18 protein-coding genes are annotated in these 18,501 nt (G+C 68.3%); 5 read left to right on the top strand and 13 right to left on the bottom strand.

Annotation, left to right across the window (positions count from 1 at the left end; translation table 11 throughout):
- Window positions 1–254: 254 nt before the first annotated feature.
- From ACWEH3_RS22690 to ACWEH3_RS22680, 3 genes are all read right to left on the bottom strand, one after another.
- A complete protein-coding gene (locus tag ACWEH3_RS22690; RefSeq protein WP_450024004.1) occupies window positions 255–818 on the bottom strand; it encodes a hypothetical protein in 564 nt (187 codons plus the stop codon).
- Between the two features lie 148 nt (window positions 819–966).
- Window positions 967–2,625, bottom strand: coding sequence for an acyl-CoA synthetase (locus ACWEH3_RS22685; protein WP_450024006.1), 1,659 nt, complete (start codon window positions 2,623–2,625; stop codon window positions 967–969).
- A gap of 176 nt (window positions 2,626–2,801) precedes the next feature.
- Entirely contained in the window at window positions 2,802–4,427 is a 1,626-nt protein-coding gene (locus tag ACWEH3_RS22680) for an acyl-CoA synthetase (protein ID WP_450024008.1), read from the bottom strand.
- Window positions 4,428–4,679: 252 nt separating this feature from the next.
- On the opposite strand from ACWEH3_RS22680, the gene ACWEH3_RS22675 reads away from it, so the two are divergent.
- Window positions 4,680–5,282 (top strand): carboxymuconolactone decarboxylase family protein, encoded by a 603-nt coding sequence (locus tag ACWEH3_RS22675; RefSeq protein ID WP_450024010.1) that lies wholly within the window; start codon window positions 4,680–4,682, stop codon window positions 5,280–5,282.
- Here ACWEH3_RS22675 and ACWEH3_RS22670 read toward each other — a convergent pair.
- Together ACWEH3_RS22670 and ACWEH3_RS22665 are read right to left on the bottom strand one after the other, a co-directional pair.
- A complete protein-coding gene (locus tag ACWEH3_RS22670) occupies window positions 5,250–5,750 on the bottom strand; it encodes an ArsR/SmtB family transcription factor (protein ID WP_450024012.1) in 501 nt (166 codons plus the stop codon). The two genes, ACWEH3_RS22675 and ACWEH3_RS22670, sit on opposite strands and share 33 nt — an antisense overlap.
- An 85-nt stretch (window positions 5,751–5,835) precedes the next feature.
- On the bottom strand, window positions 5,836–6,468 hold the full coding sequence (locus ACWEH3_RS22665) for a hypothetical protein (protein WP_397077362.1): 633 nt from the start codon (window positions 6,466–6,468) through the stop codon (window positions 5,836–5,838).
- A gap of 597 nt (window positions 6,469–7,065) precedes the next feature.
- On the opposite strand from ACWEH3_RS22665, the gene ACWEH3_RS22660 reads away from it, so the two are divergent.
- Window positions 7,066–7,968: a phosphatidylinositol mannoside acyltransferase gene (locus ACWEH3_RS22660; RefSeq protein WP_450024015.1), complete on the top strand. Its 903-nt coding sequence runs from the start codon at window positions 7,066–7,068 to the stop codon at window positions 7,966–7,968.
- A 323-nt stretch (window positions 7,969–8,291) separates the two neighbouring features.
- Here the strand turns inward: ACWEH3_RS22660 and ACWEH3_RS22655 are convergent, their stop codons facing one another.
- Both ACWEH3_RS22655 and ACWEH3_RS22650 read right to left on the bottom strand, forming a co-directional pair.
- Window positions 8,292–9,521 carry an acyl-CoA dehydrogenase family protein gene (locus tag ACWEH3_RS22655; protein WP_450024017.1) on the bottom strand — a complete coding sequence of 410 codons (1,230 nt, stop codon included), beginning with the start codon at window positions 9,519–9,521 and terminating at the stop codon, window positions 8,292–8,294.
- Window positions 9,522–9,555: 34 nt separating this feature from the next.
- A complete protein-coding gene (locus ACWEH3_RS22650) occupies window positions 9,556–10,950 on the bottom strand; it encodes an acyl-CoA dehydrogenase family protein (protein WP_450024019.1) in 1,395 nt (464 codons plus the stop codon).
- Between the two features lie 386 nt (window positions 10,951–11,336).
- On the opposite strand from ACWEH3_RS22650, the gene ACWEH3_RS22645 reads away from it, so the two are divergent.
- Complete coding sequence (locus ACWEH3_RS22645; protein ID WP_450024021.1) at window positions 11,337–11,483, top strand: hypothetical protein; 147 nt, start codon at window positions 11,337–11,339, stop codon at window positions 11,481–11,483.
- Between the two features lie 67 nt (window positions 11,484–11,550).
- On the opposite strand, the gene ftsX is transcribed toward ACWEH3_RS22645, so the two are convergent.
- The 6 genes from ftsX to ACWEH3_RS22615 form a co-directional block, all read right to left on the bottom strand.
- Window positions 11,551–12,456, bottom strand: a complete 906-nt coding sequence (ftsX, locus tag ACWEH3_RS22640) for a permease-like cell division protein FtsX (protein WP_450024023.1) — start codon at window positions 12,454–12,456, stop codon at window positions 11,551–11,553.
- A complete protein-coding gene (gene ftsE, locus ACWEH3_RS22635; protein WP_450024025.1) occupies window positions 12,456–13,145 on the bottom strand; it encodes a cell division ATP-binding protein FtsE in 690 nt (229 codons plus the stop codon). Before ftsE ends, ftsX begins: the two co-directional genes overlap by 1 nt.
- An 84-nt stretch (window positions 13,146–13,229) precedes the next feature.
- Window positions 13,230–13,355, bottom strand: coding sequence for a hypothetical protein (locus tag ACWEH3_RS22630; RefSeq protein WP_379253216.1), 126 nt, complete (start codon window positions 13,353–13,355; stop codon window positions 13,230–13,232).
- 16 nt (window positions 13,356–13,371) lie between these two features.
- Window positions 13,372–14,232 (bottom strand): mechanosensitive ion channel family protein, encoded by an 861-nt coding sequence (locus ACWEH3_RS22625; protein ID WP_355077870.1) that lies wholly within the window; start codon window positions 14,230–14,232, stop codon window positions 13,372–13,374.
- On the bottom strand, window positions 14,233–15,348 hold the full coding sequence (gene prfB / locus ACWEH3_RS22620; RefSeq protein ID WP_450024028.1) for a peptide chain release factor 2: 1,116 nt from the start codon (window positions 15,346–15,348) through the stop codon (window positions 14,233–14,235).
- 741 nt (window positions 15,349–16,089) lie between these two features.
- Window positions 16,090–16,950: a helix-turn-helix transcriptional regulator gene (locus ACWEH3_RS22615; protein WP_450024030.1), complete on the bottom strand. Its 861-nt coding sequence runs from the start codon at window positions 16,948–16,950 to the stop codon at window positions 16,090–16,092.
- A gap of 142 nt (window positions 16,951–17,092) precedes the next feature.
- Here ACWEH3_RS22615 and ACWEH3_RS22610 point away from each other — a divergent pair, with 142 nt between their 5' ends.
- Together ACWEH3_RS22610 and hisN are read left to right on the top strand one after the other, a co-directional pair.
- Window positions 17,093–17,689: an NADPH-dependent FMN reductase gene (locus ACWEH3_RS22610; RefSeq protein WP_355077867.1), complete on the top strand. Its 597-nt coding sequence runs from the start codon at window positions 17,093–17,095 to the stop codon at window positions 17,687–17,689.
- A gap of 25 nt (window positions 17,690–17,714) precedes the next feature.
- Window positions 17,715–18,500, top strand: a complete 786-nt coding sequence (gene hisN / locus ACWEH3_RS22605) for a histidinol-phosphatase (RefSeq protein WP_450024032.1) — start codon at window positions 17,715–17,717, stop codon at window positions 18,498–18,500.
- The last annotated feature ends 1 nt before the right edge of the window (window position 18,501 follow it).

The following is an 18,501-nucleotide window of genomic DNA, read 5'->3' as shown; positions in this document are numbered from 1 at the left end:
GGCCGTGGGCACGCGACCGGCGCGGCGACCGTCCTGCGCGGACAGCCGTCGCGGAATCACCTGCGGACGCGCTCATTCGACGGAAGCGCGATCTCGGCACCGCACGGAAGAAAGGTGTGCGACCCGGTGGACGGCGTCGCGTCGGCACGCTCAGGCGTGGGCACGAGAGTGCGCGGCGACATTGCGCTGCACGAGGAAAGACCGTGACGATGAGCGACACGCACGCCACGCGTGCACCGGGTGTGGAAAAGAATTCAGAGAACGACCGCGAGCGGCGGAGCACGTGTGCGCAGCGCCTCGGTGGCGAAAACACGCAGGACGACCCGGTCACGATGGACCGTCCGCAAAGGAGCGCGGTCCGCGACGACGGGCGGGGTGTGCCGCACCGGCAGCACCCGGCGCAGCACCGCGGTGCCGATCCGGTACGCGGACTCCGCCCCCCGGATCACAATGGCCGCCGCGAATGCCGCGCACACGTGCGCGGCCAGCATGGCCGGAGTCAGCTGGGCATCACCGTGATGCAGGTGTCCCGAGTTGATCCCCATGGTGAAGTGCCCGAGCAGCTGCCCGGCGACCAGCGCCGCGACCAGCCCGGACGACGTCTCGCGCAGCGGCGCCAGACCCGCGACCAGCGCGCCGATCACGGCGGACGCGGCGGCGAGCAGGGCCGGCGCGGTGGTGTCCGGCAGCATGCCGCCGGAAGCCCAGCCGTGCGCCGCGACGGAAATGGCCCCCGAGATCGCACCGGCCGAGCCACCGCGCACCCGCGCGACGGCGCCGCGACGTCCCGCGGCAGACCGGTCGAACTCGTAACTCACCCGCTGATGATAGCGGACCGATTGCCCGCGTCCGACCGCATCGGCACGCCTCGAAAACCGGTGCGACATGCAGCTTCCAACTGGAAATACTTCGGCCTTCCGGGCGGGCGGCAGGCGCACCGCCACGAAGACCGTGCACGCGCGCCGCTCAGCCCGCGTCGACCTCCATCTCGATGAGCGGCTTGCGCAGCAGCTTGCCGGTCGCATTACGCGGCAGCTCGTCGAGGAAGACCACCTCGCGCGGCACCTTGTAGCGGGCGAGATTCGCCTTGACGTAGTCCTTGATCTCCTGTGGATCGCGCTTGCAATCGGGACCGGGAACGACGAACGCGCGCAGCCGCTTGCCGAACTCGCGGTCCTCGACGCCGACGACCGCGGCTTCGAAGATGTCGTCGCGACCGGCGATGAGGTTCTCCACCTCGAGCGGGAAGACGTTCTCGCCGCCGGAGACGATCATGTCGTCGTCGCGGCCGTCGATGTAGAGCAGGCCGTCGGCGTCGAAGTGCCCGACGTCGCCGCTGGACATCATGCCGTCGACCATCTCCTTGCCGCGACCGTCGGTGTAGCCGGTGAAGGCGAAGCCGTTGTCCACGAAAATGGTCCCGGTTACGTTCGGCTCGGTGATCGGCTTGCGCTTCTCGTCGAGCAGCACGATCCGGATGCCGACCGGAGCCTTACCGGCGGTGGTCGGCGCCTTGCGCAGGTCCTCGGGCGTCGCGACGGTCATGACGGCGCACTCGGTGGAGCCGTAGAGGTTGTAGAGGCTGTCGCCGAAGTGGTCCAGCGTGCGGGTCACCACGTCCGGCGCGATGGCCGAGCCCGCCGCGAAGATCACCTTGATGCTGCTGACGTCGTACTTCGCCAGCACGTCCGGATCCAGGTCCAGGATGCGTTGCAGCATGGTGGGCACCACGATCAGCGAATCCGCCCGGTATTTCTCGATGTTCGCCAAGGTCTGCTCGGGATTGAAGCGGCGCTGCTGGAAGACCACCCGGTTGCCCAGCGCGAGACCGAGGGTGAACTGGGACAAGCCGGTGCCGTGGAAGATCGGCGCCGCCATGATCATGGTGCCGTTGGCGGGCAACGGCACCCGGTCGACGAACTGAGCGGAGGCGAACGGGCTGACCCGGTCGCGCGGGGCGCCCTTCGGGGTGCCGGTGGTGCCGCTGGTCAGGATGACGATGCCGCCGGGCTTGGCCGGGGCGGGCAGCGATGCGCCGGACTGCCCGCTGATCAGCGAATCGACGGTCGGGATCGCCGGATCGGCGTTGTCCTTCTCGTCCACCCAGGTGAGGATGCGCGGGATCGCGGCGGGGATGGCGCTCATCAGGTCGATGAACTCGCTGTCGTGCAGCACCGCCTTGACGTTCTCGCGCTCGGCGACGTCGGCGAACTGCGGCTTGGCGAACCCGGTGTTCATCAGCACGCCGCGCACGCCGAGCTTGCCGGTGGCCAGCAGGCTCAGCACCATGCCGCGGTGGTCGCGCGCCAGGATCGCCACCACGTCACCGGGATTGATGCCTTTGCTCTGCAACCCGCGGGCCAAGGCGTTGGACTGTTCGTTGAGGCCGCCGAAAGTCAGCTCCCCGCGCTCGTCGACGATCGCGACGGCGTGCGGCCTCGTCTGCGCGGCATGCATGACGACACCCGCGAACGGCCCGAACTTCAAGATATTGAACGCCGACCGAGCGGCATGGTCGGGGCGCAGCGGATTGAACAGCCGCCGCTTGACCATCACGTTCACGCCAAGGGCCAGATCGCCCGCCTTGCGGGCGGCGCCGCCCAACGCGGGGAGGGAAAGAGACATCGACGACAACCTTCCGGCGGTATCACCCGGTGATCCTCCGGGTGGTGCGGATCGCAATTTCGATACCCAGTGCTGGTGCTAACACTAGCAAGCTTGTGTAACCGGTTGTGTCACGTATCTCAGCGGGCGCTACCCGCTGGTAACGGGCCGGGCGCGGTGGCCCGGCCCGTTGTTCATCAGGCGTTGACCTCGTACTCGACCAGCACGCGGCGCAGCAGCTTGCCGGTCGCGTTCCGCGGCAGGTCATCGAGGAAGACCACCTCGCGCGGCACCTTGTAGCGCGCCAGGTTGTTCTTCACGTACGCCTTGATCTCCTCGCCGTCGGGCGAGGAGCCCGGCTCGGGAACGACGAAGGCGCGCAGGCGCTTGCCGAACTCCGCGTCGTCCACGCCGACCACGGCCACGTCGAAGATGTCGGGTCGTTCCAGCAGCAGGTTCTCCACCTCCTGCGGGAAGACGTTCTCGCCGCCGGACACGATCATGTCGTCGTCGCGGCCGTCCACCATGAGCAGGCCGTTCTCGTCGAAGTGGCCGACGTCGCCGCTGGACATGTAGCCGTCGATGATCTGCTTGTTCCTGCCGTCGGTGTAGCCCTCGAACGGCGCGCCGCTGCGGATGAAGATGCGGCCGGTGGTGTTGGTGGCGGTGACGCGCTGGTCGTTGTCGTCGTAGAGCCGAACCTCGCAGGTGATCGGTGCGCGACCGACGGTGCCGGGCGCGAGGGCGAGATCCTCCGGGTTGGCCACCGTCGCCACGGCGCACTCGGTGGAGCCGTAGAGGTTGTAGAGCACCGGACCGAACGCCTCGGTGGCCTTGATCGTCAGTTCCGGCGACAGCGCCGAACCGGCCAGCACGATCGACTTCAGCGAGGACGTGTCGTATTTCGCCCGGATCGCCGGATCGAGTTCGACCATCCGATGCAGCATCGTCGGCACCGCCACCAGCATGTCGGCCTTGTGCTCGGCGACCAGGGCGAGCGTGGCCTCGGCGTCGAACCGGCGGCGCACCACGACCTTGTTGGCCAGCGCCGCGCCGACCAGCCAGGTGGCCAGGCCGGTGCTGTGGAAGATCGGCGAGACGATCACCTGAGTGCCGCGCTGCGGGAACGGGATGCGGTCGACCATCTGCGCCGTCGACAGCGGAGTGACCTTGGTGCGCGGAGCGCCCTTCGGCAGGCCGGTGGTGCCGCTGGTCAGGATGATGAAGCCACCGGGCTTGCTCGGCGCGGGCAGCGGCTCGGCGGAGTTGGCGGCCGCCAGGTCGTCGAGCGTCTGCGCACCCTCGGGGAGTGTGGCGCCCTCGTCGACCCAGGTGATGTAGCGCGGCAAGTCGGCGGGCAACGCGTCGAGCAGGCCGAGGAACTCGCTGTCGTGCAGCACCGCCTTGACCTTCTCGCGGGCGCACACCTCGGCGAACTGCGGCTTCGCGAATCCGGTGTTCATCAACGCGACTCGCACGCCGAGCTTGCCCGCGGCGGCCATGGCGATGATGAGCCCGCGGTGGTCGCGCGCGAGCACGCCGATCACCTGGCCTTCGGAGATGCCCGCCGCTCGCAGGCCGCGCGCGACGGCCGTCGACCGGTCGTCCAGTTCGCGGTAGGTCAGGGCGCCCGCCTCGTCCACGATGCCAGGAGCGTCCGGCGCCACGCGCGCGGAGTGCCGGATCAACGTCGCCTGCGGGCCGAGGATGCGCGACTCCTTCATCGTCCGCAGTGTCTCCAGCGGCTTCCGGGGATCGGTGACACCCCGGCTGCGCAGCACACCCAGCGCCTTCACGGCCTCCAGCGTGTGGGCCAAATTCATGTCGAACAACCTCCACAAAAAACCCTCGCGTCGGTCCTCGACCTAGCGAACCGGTACGGCGTGTGACTTGCCACCGTAGCAGTGCGGAGTGTGACAGGTCACAGCAGAAACGGACAAACCCGTCTCGGTTCGGTCGGGTCCACCGCGGGTGAGAGCGCTCGCCGGTCCGATTTCGGTCTTTTCGCCCGCCGTTACCGGCCGGTAGCGCTACCCTCGCAACGTCTCGAGACCGCTCGAAGGGAGACGCGGCCAATGTCCGATCCGAAGGACCGTGCACCGTTCATCGACATTCCCGGCGATCTGCCCGGCATCCGCGGCCTGTTCGCTTTCAAGCCCGAAACCGGAACGGCGCTCAGTGAATTCGCGCAGACCCTGTTGCGCGGGTCGTCCCCGCTGACGCCGGGGGAGCGCGAAACCATCGCCGCGTACGTGTCGTCGCGCAACCAGACCTATTTCTGCACCCAGTCGCACGCGGCGACCGCGGCGGCGCTGGTCGACGGCGGTCGCGAGCTGGTCGACGCCGTCATCGAAGACGTGGACTCCGCCGCGATCGATCCGAAACTGCGTGCGCTGCTGCGCATCGCGGACAAGGTGCGCCGGTCGGGACTCGAGGTGACCGCGGCGGACGTCGAGAACGCGCGCGCCGCGGGCGCCAAGGACGAGGACATCCACGACACGGTCCTCATCGCTTCGGCGTTCTGCATGTTCAACCGCTATGTGGACGGCCTGGCGACGGTCGCGCCCCGGGAGCGGGCGACCTACGAGCAGATCGGTGGGATGCTCGCCACCGCCGGATACGTGGCCGCCGGAGTGCCGCCGGAATCAGCGGCGAGCGCTGGCCAGGGCGACGAGTAGGGGCACCACCCGGGCGGTGGGCACCTCGAATCGCCCGCGCCCCGCGGTGTGCAGCCAACCGACGGCGGCCAGTTGCCGCAAGTGCTGATAGATCTGGCCGGAGTCGCCGACACCGTCCACTCCGGCCAGTTCGGCCGCGGTTCGCCGCCCGCCCATGATCTCGCGCAGCAGCCGCAGCCGCACCGGGCTGCCCAGCGCGGCAAGGCATTCCGCCGTCTCGGCCCAGTCGTCCTCGATGAGGTCGCCGGTGGTGAACCGGGCCTGCCACTCGCGCTGCTGGTCGTTGGGCAAACGGACCGACCCGGCGAAGAGCACGCCGCCGTCGGGCTCATCGGCCGCGGCGAACTCGTCCCGCAAACGAGCCACCGCCCACTGCTCGGCGCCCGGCGGTAGGTCGTCGGGACGAATTCTTTCTTCCAGCGCGCTGAGCCGCCGTTCCAACTCGGCGACTCGGTCTTCCAGGCTCACGAACCCAAAAGCTACGGAATTCCATAACTTCCGACAAACCGATGGCCCCGGCTCCTGTGGCGGCGGGAGCCGGGGCCTTTCGTACTCAGTTGTAGACGGCGCCGAACGACGGAACCGAGATGGTGCCCAACCGGTAGGCGTACCCATCCGGGTTCATGTCGCTGACGGGCACCGACCAACGATGCCACAGCGATCCGTACACCGCGGCGACCACCGGCCCCGCGCCGGTGTCCAGGGCGCGGCTGCGGATGGTGGTGTCCACCGGAACGTCGTTGTGTTCGTAGAGCAACTCGGTGCCGCTGCGTCCGTTCGCGAGATTGATCCACAGCGCCTCGAGCTTCGCGCCGCCCTGGTTCGGCGAGATGGTGCCGGGCCCGCCGAAGAACCCGATGCGGAATCCGTCCATCCCGAGGGCGATTCCCGATCCGTACACGCCCGGCCCCTCACCGCGTCCGATATCCGACTGCGCCGGAACCTGGAACGGCTGGGCGGGCAAGGCGACCTGACCTGCCTTCGCGAGCTGTCCGGAGGCGATCAGCCGATCCACCGCCTGCTCCGCCGCCGGATTACCGGCCGCGGCGGTCCGCAGTTGCTGCGCGGCGGCGGACCAATCGACCGTGGCGGGTTGGGCGGCGGCGTGTCCGGCGAAGGGCGCTGCCAACACTGCCGAGGCGGCCAAAGCGGTGGCGAGGCGACGCGTGAAACTCAATCGTTGCATAACCAGTTCTCCTTGAAGTTTGCTGGTACTGCTCGAGTGAAGATACGTCCGCTGATTCATCGATCCAGCGACTCAGGGCGATAGGCTGCCTCGGCCGGGGCGCGTCTGTCCAGGGATGAACGTGGATTGGCGTGATCGTGTCATTGACACATCGATGCGGCGGCCTGCCCGTCGACAGCAGCCGCGGTGGTTGTCCTCGTCGTCGGACATCGCGAAGGGAACCGGCCTGCGGTCGTCGCCATTATCGCGGATCTCTTCCAAGGAGCGGTTCGGCGCACTTCCGATAAAAACCATTCCGTTTGATCTGCACAGGCGTAGTGTGGGGTTCTCGAGGTGACCGCCGAATTCGCGGCGGCGGCGATCGTGTCTTCGCGGTACGCCACCCAGTCGGGTGCCATCGATCGCGAGTGAGCGGAGAACCCCGGAATGTATCGAAGTAACCGACCGTCATCAGACCTGTTCAGCCATCGGAGCGAGCCGGTCGATACCAGCGCGCCGATGCCGGGCGCGGTCGATCTGCCCGTATTCAGCGACGCTGTCGCCGCAACGCCTGCCATGGCGACCGACGAAACGACGCAGGCCGCAGGCGGGTGACCGATGCAGCCGGCGGCCAGGGCATGGGATCTCGGTTACGCCGCGGGTTGGCGGCTGGTGCGCGCCCTGCCGGAACCACTGGCCGTCCGCCTCTTCGATGTGGGGGCCGAACGCGCGGCTCGGAACGGCGGACCGAACCAATTGCGGCGGAACCTTTCCCGGGTCCTGGGCACCGCGCCGGAGGAGGTGCCGCAGCCGCTGATCCTGGCGAGCCTGCGCTCCTATGCCCGGTATTGGCGCGAAGCCTTCCGGCTGCCGTCGATGGACCCGCTGCGCCTGGCCGACGCCATCGAATCCTCGGCGACCGGACTCGAACACATCCACCGGGCGGTCGAACGCGGCACCGGAGCGGTGCTCGCCCTGCCGCACAGCGGTAATTGGGACCTGGCGGGGGTCTGGCTGGTGCAGCGCGTCGGGTCGCCGACCGTTGTCGCGGAGCGGCTCGCGCCTGAATCGTTGTTCCGGCGCTTCGTTCGTTTCCGTGAACGCTTGGGCTTCGAGATCATCCCCCTCACCGGCACCGCGACGCCGCCGTTCCCGCAGTTGCTCGCCCGGATCCGGCAGGGGCGGATAGTCGGGTTGCTCGGGGAACGCGACTTGTCCGGTACAGGCGTACCGGTCACCTTCTTCGGTGAGCAGGCTCGGCTGCCGGCCGGTCCGGCTCGGCTGGCCATCGACACCGGCGCGCCACTTCTCCCCGTGCACTGCTGGTATACGCCCGACGGCTGGGGAGTCCGGGTGGATCCACCTATCGACACCAGCCGTGGAGTGCGTGAGACCACCCAGGCGCTGGCCGATCGATTCGCGGCGGGCATCACCGCCCACCCCGCCGACTGGCACATGCTCCAGCCCCTCTGGACGGCCGACGTCACCGCCGCCCGGCTCGCTCGCCGAAACCCGGACTGAAACGCTCGGTGGTGCCCGAGTCGCCAACGACCACTGCGAACGCGTGATCCGGTGATCGACCGGCCTTCCGCCAGGCGTCTCAGTCGCCGGGCAGCCCCCACGCGAATCCAGCGGCTATCACGAAACAACTGACGATCGAAATGAGAACGATGCTCCACATGGGGGCGAAGAGTACGGAAGCCGCGGTACGAAATCCATAGCTACGCGTCACTGAAAGTGTTCGGGGACACGTCATTCGCCTACCGACGGCGGAGAGAACGAAAAATCCGGTGCGAGTCCGAGAAGCTCGCACCGGATTTCGTTGTCGACCGTCTAACGCGTCGTCATTTCAGCTCGGCGCTGGTCTTGCCGAGCACGCGGCGCGCGACGATGAGCTGCTGGATCTGCTGGGTGCCTTCGAAGATGTCGAGGATCTTCGAGTCGCGGCCCCACTTCTCCAACAGCGTGCGCTGCGAGTAGCCGATGGCGCCGGCCAGTTCGACGGCCTTGAGGGTGACGTCGGTGCCGGTGCGGCCCGCCTTCGCCTTGGACATGGACGCCTCGAGCGAGTTGGGCTTCTTGTTGTCGGCCATCCACGCGGCGCGCAGGGCGAGCAGGTAGGCGGATTCGTAATCGGCTTCCATCCGCAGGAACTCGGCCGCGGCGGCGTGCTGGTTGTTCGCGGGGGTGTCGTAGGAGATCTCCACAGCCGCCGCGGTCAGGATCGAGCGCAGTTCTTCCAGTGCGGCGCGGGCCACGCCGATCGCCATCGCGGCGACGAGCGGACGGGTGTTGTCGAAGGTCTGCATGACCCCGGCGAAACCCTTCTCCACGTTGACTTCCGGGCTGCCGAGGATGTTGTCCTTCGGAATCCGGCAGTCCTGCAACAGCAGCACGGCGGTGTCGGAGGCCTTGATGCCGAGCTTGTGCTCGAGCCGCGCCACCGACAGGCCGGGAGCGTCACGCGGCACGACGAACGACTTGATCGCCGCGCGGCCGAGGCTTTTGTCCACCGTCGCCCACACCACGATGTGGGTCGAGCGCTGACCCGCGGTGACGAAGATCTTCTCGCCGTTGAGTACCCACTCGTCGCCGTCGAGCACGGCGGTGGTGGACACGGCGGCGGAATCGGAGCCGAAGGACGGCTCGGTGATCGCCATCGAGGCCCACACCTTGCCGAAGCGCTTCAGCTGCTCGTCGGTGGCGACAGCGGCGATGGCCGCGTTGCCCAGGCCCTGGTAGGGGATCGACAGCATGAGGCCGACGTCGCCCCACGAGGTCTCCAGCGCGTTCAACAGCGCGGACATGTTGCCGCCGTTGGTGTTACCGAGCAGCTCGGTGGCGTGGCGGTCGCCCTCGCTGTCATCCGAGCGGCCGCCGGCGGCGCCGCCGATCTTCTGGGTGCCGGAGTCGGCCAAGCCCTCGACCATGGCGGCCATGGTGTCCAGCTCGACCGGGTAGTCGTGCTCGGCGAGGTCGTACTTGCGCGAGATCGGGCGGAAGATCTCCTGCGCGACCTGGTGCGCCTGGTTCGCGCTGGCCCGCAGCTTCTTGGGGAGTTCGAGGTTGATCATGTTGGGAGGTCTCCTGGAAAACGGAACGGGCCGGTCAGATGAGCACGACACCTTCGGCGACGCCGATGGCCCGCAGATCGCGGTACCAGCGCTCGACCGGGTGTTCCTTGGTGAAGCCGTGGCCGCCGAGCAGCTGCACGCCGTCGAGGCCGATCTGCATGCCCTTGTCGGTGGCGAGCTTGCGGGCCAGCGCCGCCTCGCGGCCGAAGGACAGGCCCTGCTCCGCGCGGGACGCGCCGCGCAGGGTAACCAGCCGCAGGCCGTCGAGTTCGATCGCGATGTTGGCGACCATGAAGGCCACCGCCTGCCGGTGCGAGATCGGCTCGCCGAACGCCTCGCGCTCGTTGACGTACGGGATCACGTAGTCCAGCACGGCCCGGCCGGTGCCAGCGGCGAGCGAAGCCCAGCCGAGGCGGGCCAGGCGCACGGCGTCGGCGTACTCCTCGGCGCGGGTCGCGGCGTCACCGTCACCCAGGATCGCGTCGGCGCCGACCGCGACGTTGTCCAGGATCAGCCGGCCCAGGCCCGCGGCGCGCAGACCCATGCTCGGATCGGCCTCGACCACCAGACCGGGCGCGTCCGATTCGACGATGAACAGCGCGGGACGGCCGTCGAGCTCGGCGGCGATCAGGAACAGTTCGGCGTCGGCCGCGGCGGGCACGAGGCTCTTCACGCCCGAGATGCGGTAGCCGCTCGGCGAGCGCACGGCCTTGGTGTCCAGGGCGAACGGGTCGAACAGGGCGCGGGGCTCGCTGATCACCACCGAGGCCTGCGGCACGTTCTCGCCGGTGAAGGAGGGCAGGTAGGTCTTCTGCTGCGCGTCGCTGCCCCACTGCGCGAGCGCGACAGCGACGCCGCTGGGAGCGAGGATCGGCAGGGCCAAGCCCATATCACCGTGCGCTAGCGCCTCGGCGACCAGCGAGTTGGTCACCGCGCCGCGCTCGGAGGCCGCACCCTCGAGTTCCTCGGGGACGTTGATCAGGGTGATGCCGAGCTCGGCGGCGCGCTCGAGCAGGTCGCGCGGCGCCTTGGCGGCGTTGTCGGCCTCGTAGGCGGCCGGGCGCAGGATCTCGGCGGCGAACTCCTTCACCGTCTCGACGATCATCTGCTGCTCGTCGCTGGGCGTCAGGTCGAAGAAGTCCTTGTTCTTCGCCTCGTTGGTGGCCAGGCGCTTCGGCGCGCCGCCGCCGGCGACCTTGGCGAAGGCGCGGGTCGCCGCGCCGAGCGTGCGGAAGCCGGTCTTGGTGCCCTCGTAGGTGACGCGCTCGATCGGCTTGCGCAGGTTGTATTTCTCGGCCAGTTCCGACCCGGTAATGCTCGTCATGACCCGCATCGCCGCGCCCATCCAATCCCGCTTGGGATGGTTCAGGCCGACCGCGGACGTGTCTGGACGTCGCTTCGTTGCGCTGTCTCGAGTGCTCATCATCACCTGTTTTCTCGGATGGGTTGGTGCGGTCTTTCCCAGCTATCTTACTCCAGAGTAAGGCTATCTTACTGCTGAGTAAGAAGTGCGTCGAGGTGCAGCATACGCGGCGAATCCGCGCCTTGCTGGACAAGTGCCCGAAGTTGCGTCCCGGGGTCGGCCGTCGCCCCCGGCGCGCGTCGTGCTAGGCCGCGCAGCGCGATGAGCTGCGGCTTCGGAACACACGCGCACACTCCGAGCCGGATAGCCGGATCGACCGCCGCCGATTCGCCGCGATCCAAGGCCAGAAGGGCGATCGATGCTGATTCGTTATTCCGTCGACAGGTGACATGCGGGCTGTGTGGAGCGATCGGCAGAGCTGTCTCGAACCTGGCGGTGGTGCGGTCGGCAGCGTGTCGGACACAGAGGTGACCGCCATCGAGACCTACGGCCTGGACTATCGGCTTGCCCGCGTCCTGAAGCCGCAGACCGCGTTCGCCGTCGATCTGCCGATCCGCATCCAGCTCGACTGGGACCGGCTCACCGATCTCGTGCTGTAGAGGGGCCGGAGCCGACTCGTACGCGGCCCGAGCGGGCCGGTGGCGCTGCGGCCACCGGCCCGAAGGATCACTCGCGCACGTAGTAGCGCAGTGTCGCGTAGGCCGTGATCCCCGCGAATACGATGCCCACCGGGGCGATGACGAGCGCGGTCATCGCGATGTCGTCGCCGGTGATGCGGGGGAAGACCTTGCTGGCGAACAGGTCGCCGAGGGCGCGGTCGATCACCAGCGGGCGGGCGATGAGCAGGCCGAACATGGCGAGCAGGGAGCCGGCCAGCGCGGCGACCACGGCCTCGAGCAGGAAGGGCAGCTGGGTGTACCACCGGGTCGCGCCGACCAATCGCATGATGCCGACCTCGGTGCGCCGGGTGAACGCGGCGATCTGCACCATGTTCGAGATCAGCATCACCGCGGCCAGCGCTTGCAGCACGGCCAGGCCGAACGCCGCGTTGCGCAACCCGTCGAACAGGCTGACCAGCCGGTCCACGATGTCCTTGTCGTTGCGCACCATGCCGACGCCGGGGCGGTCGTAGAACTTCTCGTAGATCGTCGGGTAGAGCTCCGCGTTCTCCATCTTGACCCGCAGTGACGCGGGCAACGGCGTCTCGCTGACGTACTTGGCCAGCTCGGGCTGGTCCTTGAACGTCTTCTCCTTGGCCTCGCGGACCGCCTCTTCCCGGTTGAGGAACTGGACCGACTCCACGCCACTGGTCGCCTTCAGATCCGCCATGAGCGAGCGGCACGGGTCCAGCGAGCAGTCCGGGTCGTTGGCCGACACGTCTTCGGTCAGGTACAACCGAACCTCGAGCCGGTCCAGGAAGTACTGCTCGGTCTTGTCCGCGATGCGCACCGCCAGCAGACCGCCACCGAGCATGGTGAGCGAGACCGCGGTGGTCAGGATCATCGCGATGGTCATCGTGACATTGCGGCGCAGGCCCGCGAAGACCTCGCCGAACAGGAAGCTCGCGCGCATTACCGGCCCACCCCGTATACGCCCGTCGCCTCGTCCCGCACCAGGCGTCCGTGGTCGAGTTCGACCACCCGCCTGCGCATCGCGTCGACGATGTGGTTGTCATGGGTGGCCATCACCACCGTGGTGCCGATGCGGTTGATCCGCTCCAGCAGCAGCATGATGTCGGCGCTGGTGTCGGGATCGAGGTTGCCGGTGGGTTCGTCGGCCAGCAGCACCAGCGGCCGGTTCACGAAGGCGCGCGCGATCGCGACGCGCTGCTGTTCACCGCCGGACAGCTCGGTCGGCAGCCGGTCGGCCTTGCCGCCGAGGCCGACCATGTCGAGCACCTCGGGGACCGTGCGGTCGATGACCTGGCGTCGCTTGCCGATGACCTCCAGCGCGAAGGCGACGTTCTGGTACACGGTCTTCTGCTGCAGCAGCCGGAAATCCTGGAAGACGCACCCGATCCGCTGGCGCAACTTGGGCACCTTGCGGCCGGGTAAGCGGTCGACCCGGAAATCGGCCACTTTGATCTCGCCCGCCGTCGGAGTCTCCTCCTTCAACAGCAAGCGCATGAAGGTCGACTTTCCCGAGCCGGACGGTCCGATGATGAAGACGAACTCGCCCTTGCCCACATCGACGGTGATGTTGTCCAGCGCGGGTCGCGTCGAGGTCTTGTACGACTTGGTCACGTTCCGCATGGTGATCACGGGGAGCCAGTGTAACCAGCAACCGTTCCCGGCCTGCGTTGTCAACCATGGGAGACAGTGCGGCGGCGGTCGGTCCCTCTCGCCTCAGTGGCCCGGCTGTTCGCTGAATACCGCTGCCGGAACAGCGTTGACCAGGGTGGCCGGAGCGGTGGTGGTCTCCTCGGGTTTGACGAATACGTACAGCACGAACGTGGCGACCCAAGTTGCCATCAGGATCGCCGTGGATCTACGTGGTCTCACTGATTCCCTCCCGGCGCAGCGCCGCGGCGACTCGTACCCGCAGCTCGCGTCCGACGTCGAACTGTTTACCCGGCAACGTTCGGGCAACCATTCGGATGTTCATCTGGTCGACGGTCAGGTCTTCCACACCCATGACGGTGGGCTCGTCCAGCAGCAACGGCTTCAGGCGAGCGTCCTCGTACGCCTTCGCGCCCACTTCGTGCAGGATCTCGTTGACCCTGGTGATGTCGGCGCTGGCGGACACCGGAACGTCGATCGCGGCGCGCGCCCAATCCTTCGACAGGTTCGTGACCTTCACGATCTGGCCGTTGGGCACGGTGATCACTTCACCGTCGGCGTTGCGCAACGTGGTGATCCGCAGCGTGACGTCCTCGACCGTACCTTCGGCCTGCTCCGCGGCTCCGGTCACGGCGATGCGGACCACATCGCCGAACCCGTACTGCCGCTCCGTGATCAGGAAGAATCCGGCGAGGATGTCCTGCACGATGCGCTGCGCGCCGAAACCCAGCGCGGCGCCGAGCACCGCGGCGGGCGCGACCAACCCGGTGACGGCGAAGCCGAGCCGCCGCAGCACCTCCATGGTGATCAGCACGTAGACGATGGTCAGCACCACCCAGGTGATCACCTGGGCGAGCGCGTGCCGATGCTTGGCCGCCTCGGTGCGCACCAGCGCGTCGCTGCTGCGGAAGCCCGCGTCGATCCTGCGGGTGACCCGGTCCCGCAGGTAGGTGGCGAGCCGGCTGAACAGGATGGCGCCGAGGATGAGCAGCACGATCTCCAGGCCCGAACCGCGTAGCCACGTGGTGAAACCGGTGGAAGCGATCGCCTGGATGCCCGCGACATTCATCTAGCTCGCCTGCTCTCGCATTCGCCAGCGGATCCCCGACTCGATGAACCCGTCGATGTCGCCGTCGAGCACCGCCGACGGGTTGTTCACCTCGTAGTTCGTCCGCAGGTCCTTGACCATCTGGTACGGGTGCAGCACGTAGGAGCGCATCTGATTGCCCCAGGACGCGCCCTCGTTGGTCTTCAGCGCGTCCATCTGGGCGCGCTCTTCCTGCCGCTTGCGCTCCAGCAGCTTGGCCTGCAGCACCCGCATGGCCGAGATCTTGTTCTGTAGCTGCGATTTCTCGTTCTGGCAGGTGACCACGATGCCGGTGGGCAAGTGGGTGATCCGGACCGCGGAGTCGGTGGTGTTGACGCTCTGGCCACCGGGGCCCGACGAGCGGTACACGTCGACGCGGATCTCCGTCTCCGGCACCTCGATGTGGTCGGTGGTCTCCACCACGGGAAGCACCTCGACCTCGGCGAAGGAGGTCTGGCGGCGGCCCTGGTTGTCGAACGGGCTGATCCGCACCAGCCGGTGCGTGCCCATCTCGACCGAGAGCGTGCCGTAGGCATAGGGCGTCTTGACCGCGAAGGTGGCGCTCTTGATGCCCGCTTCTTCGGCATACGAGGTGTCGTAGACCTCGACCCCGTACTTGTGCCGGTCGGCCCAGCGGATGTACATGCGCATGAGCATCTCGGCCCAGTCGGCGGCGTCCACGCCACCGGCGCCGGAGCGGATGTTCACCAGCGCGTCACGCTTGTCGTACTCGCCGGACAGCAGCGTGCGGACCTCCATGGCCTCCACGTCGCTGTGCAGCGCGGCGCGCTCGGCGTCGGCCTCGGCGAGCGCGTTGGTCTTGGCCTCGCCCTCTTCCTCTTCGGCCAGTTCGTAGAGCACCGGCAGATCGTCGAGCCGCTGACGCAGCTCCTCCACCCGGCGCAACTCGCCCTGGGCGTGCGACAGCTCACTGGTGACCCGCTGGGCGTGGTCCTGGTCGTTCCACAGCTCGGGGTCGGCGGCCTGATGCTCGAGCTCGTCGATACGACGACGCAGCTCGTCGATGTCGAGGACCGATTCGACCGTCTTGAGAGTGGCGTCGAGTTCGGCGAGATCAGCGGAAACGTCAGGATGCACGATCGTCAAGCCTAGCTGCCCCTCTTCGGCCGCAGCACACGAGTGCGCGCGGTGTGACCGGGGACGGCGCCTGCGCGGGTGGCTCGCGCCCGGCGCGGGCCAAGCGGGCGGATCGCCGGGACGTCGCGCGCTCGCTCGGCAGCCCGCGCCGGACGGGTGAGCTGTGACGGACGCCTCATGGGTTTCTACCCTAAACGGCGACCGCGCTTGGCGCAGTTGGTGTTTGGAATTCGCGGCGGAGATGCTGCTCCGGCCACGCGACGGGATGCCGGTCGTGCCTGATCAGTCGTCCTACCGGGCGGACGGTTTGTGCGTGAGAGGAGCGGTGTGGCGAACTCCACTCCTGCGGCCGCGGATCGCCGCCGCTCGGAGCTCACGCAACTGCTCGGCGACTCTCGGCCAAGCCGATTCCGGCCGTGCCGATTCGGCCGTGCCGATTCCGGCCGTGCCGATTCCGGCCGAGGCGATTCCGGCCGAAGCGGCGCTCGGCGTGCTCGGCAGCCGAAACCCCGTGGCCGAGGAGGTTCGCCCGGGGGACTTGCGCCCACGGCAGAGCGTTTCGCCGTTCCGGCTGGTCACAGCCGATATCGGGGGTGCGGTCACCGGGACCCCGGAAGCACCGCGCCGCTTCCGGCTTCCTCACCCCACGGGGTCAGCGATCAATATGCCTGGTCGGCTCCGGCCGCGCGCGGGCGTACTCGATTTGCCGCGATCGATCCGGCTGTGCCGTGAGTGGCCCGCTCAGCCCGAGACGGCGCGCAGTCCGCCCGGGCGGCGTCCAGCGAGTGTGTCGAGGGCCGTGGCGGTGGCGTCGTCGGCCGGTAGGTAGACGATCACTCGCTGGTCGTCGTCGGCGGAGAGCTCCAGGAACTCGTAGGCCAGGCGCAGCGACCCGGCTTCGGGATGGGCGAGGCGGGTGATGCCGGTGGCGGCGGCCAAGCTGGGCACGGTGTCGACCCGGTCGGCGAACGCCGGGCCCACGGTGACGGTGAGCTCGTCGGCGAGCGCGGCGATGTGCGAGTCGGCGCGAAACGGGCCCTGCTTCAACGCGGCGACCGTCTCGTCGGCGACGTGCTCCCAGTCCGCGTAGACATCGCGGGATCCGGGGACGCAGAAGACGAAACGTGCCAGGTTGGGTGGGGTATGCGGCCCGTCGAAGAGTCCGGTCGGCGCCATCAGCCGGTGGTAGGCGTCGGTGTAGGCGAGAACCTCGGTGAGGCGGTTGACCACCACGGCGGGCGTCGGCTCGAGCCGGTCCAGGATCGTCCGCACCGTCGGTCGCACCTCGCGCAGCGGCTGTGCGGACCCCATGCAGGTGAAGCCGCTGTCCACCGACTTGGTCAACCGGTGCAGGTGCACGCGTTCGGCGGGGCTCAAACGCAACGCGTTCGCCAGCGCGGAAAGCACCGGAGGGGAGGGACGCCGGTCGCGCCCCTGCTCCAGGCGCGTGACGTACTCCACGCTCACACCGGCCAAGGTGGCCAGCTCGGCGCGGCGCAATCCGGGGGTGCGCCGCCGCGCACCGGTGGGCAGGCCGACTTGGGCGGGCGTCACCGCCTCGCGGCGGGTGCGCAGGAACAGCCCCAGCTCGTTGTCGCTCACCTGTCGAACCTAACAAGGCGAAACGCTCGGAGGGTGTCCCTGCCACTACCACTCTTACGGCGGTCTCCCTGTCCCCCGTGCCCGGCAGCAGATTGAGTGGGCGGCCCGGCCGGGCCGTTCCGTGATCCGAGGAGGAAACAGCATGTCCAACGCCCCACTGAAGCTCGCGGTGATCATCGGCAGCGTCCGCGAGGGACGTTTCGGGCCGGTCGTGGCCACATGGTTCACCGAGCAGGCGCGGCGACACGGTTCGTTCGAGGTGGACGTCATCGACTTGGCCGAGGCGGACATCCCCTGGGAACTGCCCGCGGTGCCGCCTGCGATGGATCCGGACCCGCAGCGACCAGAAGGGATGACCGACCTCACGCGCAGGCTCACGGCAGCCGACGCCTTCGTCATCGTCACGCCCGACTACAACCGCAGCATCCCCGCGTCCCTCAAGGCCGTTATCGACTGGCACTTCACCCAGTGGAACGCGAAAGCGATCGGTTTCGTCGGCTACAGCGGAGCGTCCGGCGGCCTGCTCGCCATCGAGCACCTGCGGCAGATCTTCAACGAGCTCAACGCGCACACCGTGCGCAACTATGTGTCGTTCCCGCGCTACTACCTGCTCTTCGACGACGAGGGCAAGCCGCGCGAGCCGCAGGAGCCCGCGGCCGCCGCGACGGCGATGCTGGATCAGTTGCACTGGTGGGCGAGCGCGTTGACGGCGGCGCGATCCCTGGAACCCGTGGGGTGATCGCCGGGCCGATAGGGTGCGGGGCGTGGCTGTGTACTCCTCCGACCTCGAACTCGCCCTGCGGCTGGCCGATACCGCCGACGAGATCACGCGGGCTCGCTTCGGTGCGCTCGATTTGAAGGTCGACGCGAAGCCGGACCTGACGCCGGTGTCGGATGCCGATCTGGCCGTCGAGCGGGCGATCCGGCAGGTGTTGTCCGAGGCGCGGCCGGACGACGCGGTGCTGGGTGAGGAATTCGGCGGGGCCGCCGAATTCAGCGGGAGGCAATGGGTGGTCGACCCGATCGACGGCACGAAGAACTTCGTGCGGGGAGTGCCGATCTGGGCGACGCTGATCGCTCTGCTGGAAGACGGTGAACCGGTCGTGGGCGTGGTGAGCGCGCCCGCTCTGGCACGGCGCTGGTGGGCAGCGGCGGGATCAGGGGCGTGGTCGAGCTTCGAAGGGCGGGCGGCTCGAGCGATCTCGGTCTCCGCCGTCGGTGAGTTGGGTTCGGCCAGCCTGGCATTGTCCAGTCTGTCCGGCTGGCGCGACCGCGGCCTGCGCGAGCAGTTCATCACTCTGACCGACGATGTGTGGCGCGTGCGCGGCTACGGCGATTTCTTCAATTACTGCCTGCTCGCCGAGGGCGCCGTCGACATCGCCACCGAACCGGAGGTCTCCCTGTGGGACCTGGCCGCGCTGGACATCCTCGTCCGCGAAGCGGGCGGGCGTTTCTCCTCGCTGAACGGTGAACCCGGCCCGCACGGTGGCGACGCCATCGCCACCAACGGGCTGCTGCACGACGAGGTCCTCGACCGCCTGCGCCCCTGAC

Source organism: Nocardia sp. NPDC004718, assembly GCF_053601535.1.
The sequence above is the reverse complement of the archived record's forward strand: the minus strand, read 5'-3'. Positions and strand labels throughout refer to the sequence as shown.